Genomic DNA, 12,675 nt, shown 5'->3' on the forward strand with positions numbered 1-12,675 from the left:
GGGGAGGGCCGCTGTGGCCAAGGCCACGATCCCGTGCCCGTGGGCGTGACGGTGACCGTTGCCGCGGCACGGGCCTTCGGGCGTGAGGGGCGCCGGGCCCCTCGCGGAGGTCCGGCGGCTCCGTAATACCCTCGCCTCATGCTTGACGCCCTGACGGTCGCGGTCGCCGTGTCCGCGCTCGCCCTCGCCGCCTGGTGCGGATTCGCCGCCTACCGGGACCAGCCCACGAAGGACTGGCACTTCATCGGGATGGCCGTCGTCTCGGTGCTGGCCCTGGCCCAGCTGGTGGTGGGAATCGTGCAGCTGGCCCGCGGCGAGCGGCCGGAGCAGGGCATGACGATCTTCATCGCCTATCTGATCGGCTCCTTCGCCGCCGTACCGGCCGCCGGATTCCTGTCGCTGACCGAGCGGACCCGCTGGGGTTCGGTCACGGTGGCGGCGGGCGCGGTCGTGCTGGCGGTGCTCGAAGTGCGGCTCTACGACATCTGGGGAAACTGACCGTGACCGACACCGAACGCCCCGAGGCTCCCCCGAAGCAGTCCTTCGAGCTGGGCACCGGTCCCGGGCGGGTACTGGTCTGGTTCTACGGCGTGTTCACCGTGGCGGCCGCATCCCGCTCCGTCGTCGAGATGATCATGGACTTCGACAAGGCGCCGCTGGCCTATGTGCTGTCGGCCGTCGCGGCCCTCGTGTACGGCTTCATCACGTACTCGCTGGTGCGGGGCGGGGAGAAGGCCCGAAGGGCGGCGCTGGTGTGCTGCGCCGCCGAACTCGCGGGAGTGCTCGTCGTCGGTACGTGGACGCTGGTGGAGCCGTCCGCCTTCCCCGATGCGACCGTCTGGTCGGACTTCGGGATGGGCTACCTGTTCATCCCGGTGATCCTGCCGGTCACCGGGATGATCTGGCTGCGCCGCGCCAGGACCGTCTAGGGCCTCGCGCACCGTTCCGGGAGACCCCGGACGGGCCGGAGTGATCCGTCAGGCGCTGGCCACGTAGGCCCGTGCCTCCGCGTCCTTCTCCAGCAGGAGCATCCGCACCCCGTCCGCACCGGTGGCGGCCCCGACCTGCGCGTATCCCGCCCTGCGGTAGAGCCGCAGATTGTTCTCGCTGCGATGGCCGGTGTGCAGCCGGAAGCGGGTGGCCGACCGGTCCGCGGCCAGGCCCGCCTCCGCGGCCCCCAGCAGACGGGCGCCGAGGCCGTGTCCCTGGAGCCGGGGGTGGACGCAGAGCCTGGAGATCTGGCCCGTACCGTCCCGGTCGATGAATCCGCGTACCGAGCCGACCACTTCCTCACCCAGCCTGGCCACGAACACCAGATCCGCGGCGACTTCACCGCGCACCGATTCGAGACTCTGGACGAGAGGGTCTATCCGGTAGTTGTCGTAGAGCTCCGCCTCGCTCTGGAAGCAGAGGTACTGGAGCCTGAAGATCTGCTCGACGTCCTGTGCCGTCGCCGCCGAGATGGTCACACTCATGCCCATGTGTGCATGCCTCCCGCTCACCTGTCCGCCGGTTGTCTACCGCTCCTATCCCCGCGGTTCAGGAGCAACAACCTCCGCCGCCAGCATTCTGCGCAGACATCCAAGGCAACGGGAACGCATCGGACCCAAACTGCCCTGTGACATACCCAACTCCCCTGCGATTTCCCGGTAGGTCGGATCGCCGGGGGCGAGCATCGCCTCCAGCAGCCGGGAGCAGCGCCGGGGCAGCCGGGCCACGGCCGCGCGCAGCGCCCGGCGTTCGGCCGCGCCCAGGGCGGCCCGCTCCGGGCAGCCGGCCGGGTCGGCGCGGGGTTCCACCCGGGCGTACGGGTGTTCGTGCCGGGCCGTGCGGCGGCCTCGGCGGGCCTCTGCCCGTACGGAGTCGCGCACCCAGCGCGCCGAGTCGTCCGGTGGTCCGGCCGTCGCGAGACGTTCCAGCAGCCGCAGCCATACGGCCTGTTCGAGGTCGGCGGGGTCGAGGGCGGCGGCGGGCGCCTCGGCCGAGACCTCCGCGCGCACCAGGGGGCGCAGGGCGCGGACGACGAGGGCGGGGGCGGCGGTCCCGGAGGCGGTGGTGGCGGCGGCCGGAGCATGATCGAGAAGGGTCATGCCCCAGCGGACGTGCCCCGCGGGCGGCCGGTTGCCGTGTGCCGGGAGCACCACCCGACCGGGGCATGCACGGTCGGGTGGCTGACGGCACCGCACGCTGACGGTGGCGCCCGACGGCGTGCGGCACCCGACGGGCCGGCGGGGTACGTCAGTTCCGGGCGAAGTCCGCCGCCGCGAGCAGCGCGGTGTCCGGGTTGTCGGAGAACACTCCGTCGATACCGGTGGCGAAGTAGGCCCGGAAGGCGCCGAACGCGTCTCCGTACGCGTTGGGGTCGGTGCCCCGGCGGAAGTCGGCGGGCAGGAAGGTGTTCTCGTTGCGCATCGTGTACGGGTGGAGGAGCAGGCCCTGCGCGTGCGCGTCCTTCACCAGCGTGGTCGGCGTGGTCAGCCGGCCCGAGGCGTCCTTGGGAATGATCAGGTCCAGGGTGGGGCCGATGCCCTGCGCGAACGACGCCATCCACTTCAGGCCGGCCGGCTTGACGAGGTCGGCGACCGTACGGGGGTCATTGGCCTCCACGAAGTCCCAGGGGCGCTCCTTGGGTCCGGACAGCAGGACGACGCGCGGGGTGGCGACGAGCCTGGACAGCCGCTGGATGGAGCCCGGCTCGAAGGACTGGAGTATGAGCGGAGCGTTCGCGCGGTGGCGGTGGTAGCGGCGCAGCAGCCGGGCCAGCGGCTCCTCCAGGCCGAGGCCCAGTCCGCGGAAGTACGTGGGGTGCTTGGTCTCGACGTACAGCCAGACCGGCCTGCCGCGCCTGCGGCCCTCCTTGTCGGCCCAGCGCAGGACCTCCTCGAAGGTGGGGATCTCCCAGCGGCCGTCGTAGAGGGTGTTCTTCTGGCGGTTGCCGGGGATGCGTTCCTTGGCCCGCAGCGTCTTCAGCTCGGCCAGCGTGAAGTCCTCGGTGAACCAGCCGGTGAGGGGAATCCCGTCGACCTTCTTGGTGGCCCTGCGGCTCGCGAACTCGGGGTGGTCGGCGACATCGGTGGTGGCGGTGATGTCGTTCTCGTGGCGGCACACGAGGTGACCGTCCTTCGTCGGCACGAGGTCCTGCTCGACGATGTGTGCGCCCATGTCCAGGGCCAGCTGGTAGGAGCCGAGGGTGTGCTCGGGGCGGTAGCCGCTGGCGCCCCGGTGGCCTATGACGGTCGGTACGGGCAGGTCCCGGAGGGAGCCGTGGCCGTTGCCGTGGCCGCCGCGGCCACGCTCGGCGGCCTGCGCCGCGGCGGGCAGTCCCAGGGCCGCCGTACCGAGGACGGCCGCCCCCAGAAGGGTTCGCCGGCCGGGGCTCGTCTGCGCACGCTCTGTCATGAGTGCTCCTCGCTGTAGTGTCTGGCACCTGTCGAGCGAGGGCCGATCGTAGGCAGCCGGGCCGTCCGCCCGGCAGCCCCGGGGCGAACATGGCGCAAACACGCGTCAACACTGCGTATCCACTTCGTGAACCCGATGTGCGATCAGGCGGTACCCGCGAGTATCGTCCTCACCTGCACAGACCCTCACCCGCACAGACCCTCACCGCACCTCGGCCGGCCCGGCCACGACACCGGAGGAACCGTTGTCCCGACTCACGGTCATCAAGGCAGTGCTCGGACCGATCCTGCGCCTGATGTTCCGCCCGCAGGTGGAAGGCGCGAAGAACATCCCCGGGTCCGGGCCGGTGATCCTCGCGGGCAACCACCTCACGTTCATCGACTCGATGATCATGCCGATCTGCTGCGACCGGCCGGTGTTCTACATCGGCAAGGACGAGTACGTCACGGGCAAGGGGCTCAAGGGCCGCCTGATGGCCTGGTTCTTCACCGGCTGCGGCATGATCCCGGTGGACCGGGACGGCGGACGCGGTGGTGTGGCGGCGCTGATGACGGGCCGCCGGGTGCTGGACGAGGGCCATGCCTTCGCGATCTACCCGGAGGGCACCCGCTCCCCCGACGGCCGGCTCTACCGGGGCCGTACGGGTATCGCCCGGCTGACGCTGATGACGGGCGCGCCGGTGATCCCGTTCGCGATGATCGGCACGGACAAGCTCCAGCCGGGCGGCGCCGGACTGCCCCGGCCGGGCAAGGTCACGGTGCGCTTCGGTGAGCCGATGGAGTTCTCGCGCTACGAGGGCATGGACCGCGACCGCTATGTACTGCGGGCGGTGACGGACTCGGTGATGGCCGAGGTGATGCGGCTGTCCGGCCAGGAGTACGTGGACATCTACGCGACGAAGGCCAAGGCCGCCTGAACCCGGCGACGGAAGGGCCCGCACCCCTCGGGGGTGCGGGCCCTTGCGCGTACGGGCGGTTCTACGGGTGCTCGATGCCCTCCTCCAGCTTCTGGCCCCGCAGCAGGAACCAGGCGGCGACGGCGGTCGCCAGGAGTACCGAGGCACCGACGCCCGCGGCGAGCTGAAGCCCGTCGACGAACGCCTCCTGGGCCACCGAGATCAGGGGATCCGCCTGCCCCGCCGGCAGGTCGGTGGCCGCTTCGACGGCGCCGCCGAGGGATTCATGGGCGGCCGCAGCCGTGTCGGATGGGGTGCCCGGCGGAGTCACGAAGTCCTGGTAGACGCCGGTGACGATGGATCCGAGCAGGGCGATACCGAGGGCGGCGCCGAGTTCGTACGCCGTTTCGGAGACGGCGGACGCGGAGCCCGCCTGCTCCTTCGGCACGCTGGAGAGGATGACATCGGCGGTGACGGTGAAGGCGAACCCGGCGCCGACGCCGACGACCAGCAGCATGCCGCCGAGCAGCGGGTATCCGGTGTCCTTGCTGAGCACGGTCACGGACGCCAGGGCCAGGCCGACCGCCGCGAGTCCGCCGGAGACCACGGAGCGGACCGAGAAACGGCGGGCCGCGAATCCGGCCAGCAGACCCGCGGTGACCGCGCCGACGGCCGCGGGCAGTTCGGCGAGCCCGGCTTCCAGCGGGCCGCGGCCCTGGACCAGTTGCAGGAACTGGGAGAGGAAGAAGACCAGTCCGGACAGGCCGAGGATGGTCAGGAGGTCGGCGAGGACCGCGCCCGAGAAGCCCCGGTGGTGGAAGAGCCGCATGTCCAGCAGGGGCGCGGGCAGCTTGAGCTGCCTGCGGATGAACCAGGTGAGCGCGGCCACGCCGATGACGGCCGAGGCGGCGACCTCCCAGCTCGCCCCGTGTGCGGCCACCTCCTTGATGGCGTACACGACCGCGATCATGCCGATCAGGGAGAGCGCGACACTGACCAGGTCCCAGGGGCCCGGTGCCGGGTTCTTCGACTCGGGGATCAGCTTGATGCCGACGACCACGAGGACCGCCATGACGGGCAGGTTGATGAGGAAGACCGATCCCCACCAGAAGTGTTCGAGGAGGAATCCGCCGACGACGGGTCCGACGGCCGCGCCCGCGGAGGCCATGGCGCCCCAGATGCCGATGGCGAGGCTGCGTTCGCGCGGGTCGTGGAAGAGGTTGCGGATCAGGGCCAGCGTGGACGGCATCAGGGTGGCGCCCGCGACACCGAGCAGCGCTCGGGCCAGGATCATCATCTCCGGGGTCTGCGCGTACGCGTTGAGCACGGAGACCGCGCCGAACGCGACGGCGCCGATGAGCAGCAGCTTCTTGCGGCCGATACGGTCACCGAGGCTGCCCATGGAGACGAGGAGTCCGGCGATGACGAAGGAGTAGACATCGCCGATCCAGAGCAGCTGGGTGCCGGTCGGTTCGAGGTCCTCGCTGAGGAACGGGGTCGCGAGGCCGAGGACGGTCGCGTCGACGGCCACCAGCAGCACGGCGAGCACGAGTACGGCCAGGGCGATCCACCGCCCAGGGCGGCGTACGGCGTCCGCGGTGTGCTGGTGCTGGTCGATGCTGGTCATTGCTCCACGCTCCGCCGTGCTCCGCCGAGCAGCAACTCGACGATCATGTACTGGAAGTCCTGTGCGGCGACCCGTCCCACCTGGACGGACCAGGCGCCGGTGCCGATGAGCCCGTACAGGGCCTCGGTCAGCCAGGCGGGGGTGAGGTCGATACGGAACTCGCCGCGCTCCTGGCCGCGCCGGAAAAAGGCGGAGACCCTGGCATCGAGCCGGTTCCAGCCCTCGTTCACCTCATCGCCTTCGAAGAGCTGGTTCTCGGTGACGAGGAAGGACAGCAGTCCGGCACCGGGCTCGACGGCCTCGACGAGGCGCCGCAGCCCTTCCTCGGCGGTGCCCTCGTCGAGTGCGGCGGCATCCAGGGCCGCTTCGAATTCCCGGATGCCGAGCTCCTCCAGCGCCTTCACCAGGGCGTCCCGCCCGGCGAAATGACGGTGAAGGGTGGCGCGGCCGATGCCCGCGGCCCTGGCGACCTCATCCATGGTGGCCGTGGATTTATGGGTCAGCAGGGCGGCGGCACTGCGCAGCACCTGCTCACGGTCGAGAGTCATGAGACGACCTTAACCCATGTGAGACATCAACGTCTCACCAGGGGGGAGGGAGGGCCGTCCTGCCCGCACACCACGTCCGGACCTGGCGGCGGCGGAGACCGCCACAGATGCCCCTGGGCGATATCCGGTGCCGCCGCGGCGGCGAAGTGGGCAGCATAAGGGCATGAAGCCGCTGCTGCTGATCGACATCGACGGTCCGCTCAATCCGTACGCGGCGCTGTCCCGCCGCAAGGCACCGGACGGGTACCGCAGACACCGGATGCGCCCGACGGGGTGGACCGACGGCCCTCCCCTTCCCGTCCTGCTCAACCCGGGACACGGCGACGAACTGCTGAACCTGGCCGGACGGTACGAGCTGATCTGGGCCACCACCTGGAAGGACGAGGCCAACGAGTGGATCGGCCCGCACCTCGGGCTGCCCGCGCTGCCGTACATCGACTGGCCCGAGATGCACGGCAGCGCGCCCGACGGGACGTACTGGAAGACGCGGTACGTCGTCGAGTACGCGGCCGGAAGGCCGTTCGCCTGGGTCGACGACGAGATCACCGGCCGGGACCGGGAGTGGGTCGCCGCCCACCACCCGGGGCGAGCGCTGCTGCGGCAGATCGATCCGCGCGTCGGTCTGGAGCGCGGCGACTTCGACGCGCTCGCCGGCTGGGCCGCGGGAGCCGGGGCCACCGGCCCCTGACGGATGGTCCGTGCGGGACCGGTCCGGGCGGAATCACTCCTTGGCGGGTTGCTCCGTTGCGGGATCGGCCCTTCAGGAGTGTCGGGTCCAGGCCCCGCGGGCAGGGCCGGTACGACGGGGCCGGGTCAGCTCCACGGCAGTGCGGAACGGTGGCGCCAGTACGCCTCCGGCTCCTCCACCAGCGCGTCGAGCCGGTCGCGCCCTTCCTCGTCGAGATCGACGACGGCGGCGTGCAGATTGCCGGAGAGCTGGTTCACGGTGGCCGCACCGGAGAGGACGACACCGGCCCAGGGCCGTCGCAGGACGAACGCGAGGGCGACCGCGTCGCTGCCGACGTCGGCTCGGGCGGCGATCTCCTGGACGACGGCGGGGGCCTCGGAACCGGCCAGGCGCCCGTTGGCCATGCCCTCCTTGACGATCACGGTGAGCCCGGCGTCATGGGCCTCGGCGAGCGCCGGTCCGGCCGAGGTCTCCAGCGCGTTGTACGTGGCCTGGACGGTGCGGAACAGGGGCTCGCCGTCCACCGTGACGGTGAGGGCGGCCCGGATGGCGTCGGCCTGCCCGGGTCCGCTGGTGGAGAGGCCGACGGTGACGCCCTCGGCGGCGAGCGCGGCGAGGCGCTCGTGCAGTGCCTTGTCGTCGAGCGCCGGGCTGTCGGCGGTCACCGAGTGGATCTGGTAGAGGTCCAGCCGGTCCCCCAGCAGCTCGGCGGTCTCGGCGCGCTGACGCTCGTACATGGACAGGCTGTGGTCCTTGACCTCGTGCGCCTCGGCGTCGACGCTCCAGTCCGCGGTGTAGGTGTAGCCCCATTTGCTGCCGATGACGACATCCGTGACCTCGGGGTGGGCGGTCAGCCAGCCGGCCAGGAACTCCTCGGAGCGGCCGTAGGAGCGGGCCGCGTCGAAGTAGCGGATGCCCTGGGCGTAGGCGGCGTCCAGGAGCTCATGGGTGCGGGCGCGCAGCGCGTCGACCCCCCGGTCGGCGGGCAGGTCCCGGTCGCGGTGCAGATTGATGTAGCCGGGCCTGCCGACGGCGGCAAGGCCGAGCCCGATGTGAGCGGTCGGGGTCGTCGCGGCGGCCAGGGCGGCGAAGGGCATCGCGGGCTCCTCGTGGTCGGTTCCGTTGCTCCCGACCAACGTAGCCCGCGATGCCGTTCGTACACCTGTTGAGCGGGCGCCGCGCCCTCTCGTGCCGCTACCGCTGTGCGGCCGCCCAGGCGTGCTGGGCCGCCAGGTCGCTCTTCACCTCGGCGAGCTGTACGGCGACGGCGGAGGGCGCCGTACCGCCCCGGCCGTTGCGGGAGGCGAGGGCGCCGCGCACGTTGAGGACGGTGCGGACCTCCGGGGTGAGGTGCTCGGAGATCTTCGCGAACTGCTCGTCGGTGAGCTGGTCCAGCTCGATGCCGTGCCGCTCGCATTCCTTGACGCACTCGCCCGCGACCTCGTGCGCGACCCGGAACGGGACGCCCTGCTTGACCAGCCACTCGGCGATGTCGGTGGCGAGCGAGAAGCCGGCCGGGGCCAGCTCCTCCATCCGCTCCCGGTTGACGGTGAGCGTGGCCATCATGCCGGTGAAGGCGGGCAGCAGGACTTCGAGCTGGTCGCAGGAGTCGAAGACCGGCTCCTTGTCCTCCTGGAGGTCACGGTTGTACGCGAGCGGGAGGGCCTTCAGCGTGGCCATCAGGCCCGTCAGATTGCCGATCAGTCGGCCGGACTTGCCGCGCGCCAGCTCGGCGATGTCCGGGTTCTTCTTCTGCGGCATGATCGAGGAGCCGGTGGAGAAGGCGTCGTGCAGGGTGACGAAGGAGAACTCCTTCGTGTTCCAGATGATGACCTCCTCCGCGATCCGGGAGAGGTTGACGCCGATCATCGCGGTGATGAAGGCGAATTCGGCGACGAAGTCCCGCGAGGCCGTGCCGTCGATGGAGTTGGCCACCGAGCCGTGCTCGAAGCCGAGGTCGGCGGCGACCGCCTCCGGGTCGAGGCCGAGCGAGGACCCGGCGAGGGCTCCGGAGCCGTACGGGGAGACGGCGGTCCGCTCGTCCCACTGGCGCAGCCGCTCGGCGTCCCGGGTCAGGGACTGGACGTGGGCCAGCACATGGTGGGCGAAGAGGACGGGCTGGGCGTGCTGGAGGTGCGTACGGCCGGGCATGGCCACGTCCGGGTGTGCCTCGGCGAGACCGACCAGGGCGTCCTGGAGGTCGGCGATCAGTGAGCCGATGAGCCGGGCGTGGTCGCGCAGGTACATCCGGAAGAGCGTGGCGATCTGGTCGTTGCGGGAGCGGCCCGCCCGCAGTTTGCCGCCGAGGTCGGGGCCGAGCCGCTCCAGCAGGCCGCGCTCCAGCGCGGTGTGGACGTCCTCGTCGGCGATGGTGCCGGTGAAGGATCCGTCGGCGACATCGGCTTCCAGCCGGTCCAGACCGTCGGTCATCCGGGTCAGCTCGTCCTCGGTGAGCAGCCCCGCCTTGTTGAGGACACGCGCGTGGGCGCGGGAGCCGGCGATGTCGTACGGCGCGAGCCGCCAGTCGAAGTGGACGGACGCGGACAGCTTGGCCAGCGCCTCGGCCGGGCCGTCGGCGAAGCGGGCGCCCCAGAGGCGTACGTCGCTGTTGCCGTTGCCGGTGCCGTTGCTCACTGCGTGCTCCTCGGAGAACAAGGGGGTGGATGTGCGACCGCCTCCCCGCCGCGAAGGCACGGGGAGGCGGTGACGTAACAGGTGGCGGTCAGACCAGGTCACGCTTGGCGGCGATCTTCGACGAAAGGCCGAAGATCTCGATGAAGCCCTGCGCCTTGGACTGGTCGAACGTGTCGCCCGAGTCGTAGGTGGCGAGGTTGAAGTCGTACAGCGACTGCTCGGACCGGCGGCCCGTGACGACGGCGCGGCCGGCGTGCAGGGTCATCCGGATGTCACCGGTGACGTGCTGGTTGGCCTCGTTGATGAAGCCGTCCAGGGCGCGCTTGAGCGGGGAGAACCACAGGCCGTCGTAGACCATCTCGCCCCAGCGCTGCTCGACCTGCCGCTTGTAGCGGGCCAGTTCGCGCTCGACGGTGACGTTCTCCAGCTCCTGGTGGGCGGTGATCAGGGCGATCGCGCCGGGAGCCTCGTACACCTCGCGGGACTTGATGCCCACGAGCCGGTCCTCGACGATGTCGATCCGGCCGACGCCCTGGCCGCCGGCCCGCTCGTTGAGCTGCTGGATCGCCTGGAGCACGGTGACCGGCTTGCCGTCGATGGCGACCGGGACGCCCTCCTTGAAGGAGATGACGACCTCGTCGGCCTCGCGCACGGCGGCCGGGTTCTCGGTGTACTCGTAGATGTCCTCGATCGGCGCGTTCCAGATGTCCTCCAGGAAGCCCGTCTCGACGGCGCGTCCGAAGACGTTCTGGTCGATGGAGTACGGGGACTTCTTGGTGGTCGCGATCGGGAGGTTCTTCTCCTCGCAGAAGGCGATCGCCTTGTCCCGGGTCATCGCGTAGTCACGGACCGGGGCGATGCACTTCAGGTCGGGGCCGAGGGCCGAGATGCCGGCCTCGAAGCGGACCTGGTCGTTGCCCTTGCCGGTGCAGCCGTGGGCGACGATGCCCGCGTTGTGCTTCTTCGCGGCGGCGACGAGGTGCTTGACGATGGTGGGCCGGGAGAGGGCGGAGACCAGCGGGTAGCGGTCCATGTAGAGGGCGTTGGCCTTGATCGCGGGGAGGCAGTACTCCTCGGCGAACTCGTCCTTCGCGTCCGCGACCTCGGCTTCGACGGCACCGCAGGCGAGCGCGCGCTTGCGGATGACGTCCAGGTCCTCGCCGCCCTGGCCGACGTCCACGGCAACGGCGATGACCTCGGCGCCCGTCTCCTCGGCGATCCAGCCGATGGCGACGGAGGTGTCCAGGCCGCCCGAGTAGGCGAGTACGACGCGCTCGGTCACGGGTTTCTCCTTACGGTGCAATCACTGATGGGTATAACTATGCAGTCCTCCGTATGCTTTGTCAAAACTGCTGGTCAGAGACGTGTGGCGATGATGTGCCGTGCCCCTTCCCTCGGCGGGCGGGCCTTCGCCCCTCGGCAGAGGGGCCTTCGCCGCCGATACTCGACGCCATGGGAAAGACTTATGAACGCATCGACGGACGGCTGAGGACCTTCATTGAGGAGCAGCCCCTGTTCTTCACGGCGACCGCTCCCCTGGACGCCGACGGCACGGTCAACCTCTCCCCCAAGGGCGTCAGCGGCTCGTTCGCCGTGGTCGACGAACGGACCGTGGCCTACCTGGACTTCGCCGGGAGCAACGCGGAGACCATCGCCCACCTGCGCGAGAACGGGCGCATCACGCTGATGTGGTGCGCCTTCCAGGGGCCGCCCAACATCGTGCGGGTGCACGGCCGCGGTGAGCCGGTCTTCCGCGACGACCCGCGGTTCACCGGACTCCTGGACCACTTCCCCGGTGTCGACCCCACCCCGCACGGGCTGCGCGCGGTCATCGTCGTGCGGGCCGAGCTGATCCGGGACACCTGCGGATTCGCGGTGCCCCACCTCTCGTACGACCAGGACCGCTCGCTGCACGCCGACCGGTTCCGGCGCGAGGACGACGAGAGCCTCAGTGCGTACTTCGAGAAGAAGCCGGACATCGCCACGAGCATCGACGGGCTGCCGGGGCTCCCCCTCCCGCTGCCGCCGATGGCGCCGACGGCAGCGCCTCCCGGGCGGTGAGCGACTGGGCCGTACGGAGCAGGCCCGGTGGGGCCGCCGCACCGGGCGCCGTACGGTCCGGACCATGCGCGTCTCTCTGGTGACCGGTGGAGTACTGCTCGCCCTGCTGGGCTCGGTCGCGGCCCGGCCCGACGGCGGGCCGCCGCTCCCCGCACGGCTGGCCGACACCGGCGGCGGCAGCCAGCTGATCACGGCCGAGGCCCCGGACCCGGGCTCCACCACGGGCACGGTGACCTGGTGGGAACGGCGACGGGGCGGATGGCTGGCGGCGGGATCGGCGCCGGCCCGGTTCGGCGCGAAGGGGCTCGCCGAGGGCCGCACGCGCGAGCAGGGCACGAACACCACGCCCACCGGGCTGTACGACCTCCCGTACGCCTTCGGGATCAAGGCGCCCGCGCCGGGGACGGCGTACCCCTACCGGCGGGTCGACGACCGCTCCTGGTGGTGCCAGGACAACGCGGCACGGGCCTACAACCGCTGGGTGGAACCGCGGCCCGCGGACTGCCGGGCGGACGAGGCCGAGCATCTGGTCACGTACACCGACCAGTACGCCCGCGCCCTGGTCATCGGCTTCAACTACGCCCGCCCGGTACGGGGCCGGGGCGCCGGGATCTTCCTGCATGTGAACGGGCGCGGTGCGACCGCCGGCTGCGTCTCCGTACCGGCGGCCGCGATGGACCGCATCCTGGCCTGGGCGAACCCGGCCCGCCGCCCGCACATCGCGATCGGGACCGCCTCGGGCCCGACCGCGATCACCCGCTACTGAGGGCGGTCCCGCGGGCCGTGTCCACGCGGTTCCGCCCGGCCCGGTCCGGACGGAAGG

14 protein-coding genes are annotated in these 12,675 nt (G+C 71.1%); 6 read left to right on the forward strand and 8 right to left on the reverse strand.

The window, feature by feature from the left end; translation table 11 throughout:
* Window positions 1-138 precede the first annotated feature (138 nt).
* Both OG251_RS07050 and OG251_RS07055 read left to right on the forward strand, forming a co-directional pair.
* The gene (locus tag OG251_RS07050) at window positions 139-498 is read left to right on the forward strand and encodes a hypothetical protein (protein ID WP_073729357.1); all 360 of its coding nucleotides are present in this window, start codon (window positions 139-141) and stop codon (window positions 496-498) included.
* A 2-nt stretch (window positions 499-500) separates the two neighbouring features.
* Window positions 501-929, forward strand: coding sequence for a hypothetical protein (locus tag OG251_RS07055; protein ID WP_326676343.1), 429 nt, complete (start codon window positions 501-503; stop codon window positions 927-929).
* Window positions 930-977: 48 nt separating this feature from the next.
* On the opposite strand, the gene OG251_RS07060 is transcribed toward OG251_RS07055, so the two are convergent.
* From OG251_RS07060 to OG251_RS07070, 3 genes are all read right to left on the reverse strand, one after another.
* A complete protein-coding gene (locus OG251_RS07060; protein WP_073729353.1) occupies window positions 978-1,481 on the reverse strand; it encodes a GNAT family N-acetyltransferase in 504 nt (167 codons plus the stop codon).
* A gap of 45 nt (window positions 1,482-1,526) precedes the next feature.
* The gene (locus tag OG251_RS07065) at window positions 1,527-2,090 is read right to left on the reverse strand and encodes a sigma-70 family RNA polymerase sigma factor (RefSeq protein WP_326676344.1); all 564 of its coding nucleotides are present in this window, start codon (window positions 2,088-2,090) and stop codon (window positions 1,527-1,529) included.
* A 148-nt stretch (window positions 2,091-2,238) separates the two neighbouring features.
* Entirely contained in the window at window positions 2,239-3,399 is a 1,161-nt protein-coding gene (locus tag OG251_RS07070; protein ID WP_326676345.1) for a glycerophosphodiester phosphodiesterase, read from the reverse strand.
* 244 nt (window positions 3,400-3,643) lie between these two features.
* On the opposite strand from OG251_RS07070, the gene OG251_RS07075 reads away from it, so the two are divergent.
* Window positions 3,644-4,315, forward strand: a complete 672-nt coding sequence (locus OG251_RS07075) for a lysophospholipid acyltransferase family protein (protein WP_073729349.1) — start codon at window positions 3,644-3,646, stop codon at window positions 4,313-4,315.
* Between the two features lie 61 nt (window positions 4,316-4,376).
* On the opposite strand, the gene OG251_RS07080 is transcribed toward OG251_RS07075, so the two are convergent.
* Window positions 4,377-5,921 (reverse strand): MFS transporter, encoded by a 1,545-nt coding sequence (locus OG251_RS07080; protein WP_326676346.1) that lies wholly within the window; start codon window positions 5,919-5,921, stop codon window positions 4,377-4,379.
* On the reverse strand, window positions 5,918-6,469 hold the full coding sequence (locus OG251_RS07085; protein WP_326676347.1) for a TetR/AcrR family transcriptional regulator: 552 nt from the start codon (window positions 6,467-6,469) through the stop codon (window positions 5,918-5,920). Before OG251_RS07085 ends, OG251_RS07080 begins: the two co-directional genes overlap by 4 nt.
* Window positions 6,470-6,632: 163 nt before the next feature.
* Between OG251_RS07085 and OG251_RS07090 the strand changes: the two genes are divergently transcribed.
* Window positions 6,633-7,157, forward strand: a complete 525-nt coding sequence (locus tag OG251_RS07090) for a hypothetical protein (protein ID WP_326676349.1) — start codon at window positions 6,633-6,635, stop codon at window positions 7,155-7,157.
* 125 nt (window positions 7,158-7,282) lie between these two features.
* On the opposite strand, the gene OG251_RS07095 is transcribed toward OG251_RS07090, so the two are convergent.
* The 3 genes from OG251_RS07095 to OG251_RS07105 all read right to left on the reverse strand — a co-directional run bounded on the left by OG251_RS07095 (window position 7,283) and on the right by OG251_RS07105 (window position 11,073).
* On the reverse strand, window positions 7,283-8,254 hold the full coding sequence (locus tag OG251_RS07095; RefSeq protein WP_326676350.1) for an aldo/keto reductase: 972 nt from the start codon (window positions 8,252-8,254) through the stop codon (window positions 7,283-7,285).
* A 97-nt stretch (window positions 8,255-8,351) separates the two neighbouring features.
* Window positions 8,352-9,791 carry an argininosuccinate lyase gene (gene argH, locus OG251_RS07100; RefSeq protein ID WP_326676351.1) on the reverse strand — a complete coding sequence of 480 codons (1,440 nt, stop codon included), beginning with the start codon at window positions 9,789-9,791 and terminating at the stop codon, window positions 8,352-8,354.
* A gap of 88 nt (window positions 9,792-9,879) precedes the next feature.
* Complete coding sequence (locus tag OG251_RS07105; protein WP_326676352.1) at window positions 9,880-11,073, reverse strand: argininosuccinate synthase; 1,194 nt, start codon at window positions 11,071-11,073, stop codon at window positions 9,880-9,882.
* A 170-nt stretch (window positions 11,074-11,243) separates the two neighbouring features.
* On the opposite strand from OG251_RS07105, the gene OG251_RS07110 reads away from it, so the two are divergent.
* Both OG251_RS07110 and OG251_RS07115 read left to right on the forward strand, forming a co-directional pair.
* Complete coding sequence (locus OG251_RS07110) at window positions 11,244-11,852, forward strand: pyridoxamine 5'-phosphate oxidase family protein (protein WP_326676353.1); 609 nt, start codon at window positions 11,244-11,246, stop codon at window positions 11,850-11,852.
* A gap of 64 nt (window positions 11,853-11,916) precedes the next feature.
* Window positions 11,917-12,618, forward strand: a complete 702-nt coding sequence (locus OG251_RS07115) for a L,D-transpeptidase family protein (protein ID WP_326676354.1) — start codon at window positions 11,917-11,919, stop codon at window positions 12,616-12,618.
* Window positions 12,619-12,675: the final 57 nt, after the last annotated feature.

The organism is Streptomyces sp. NBC_01237 (genome assembly GCF_035917275.1).
Lineage (GTDB): Bacteria > Actinomycetota > Actinomycetes > Streptomycetales > Streptomycetaceae > Streptomyces.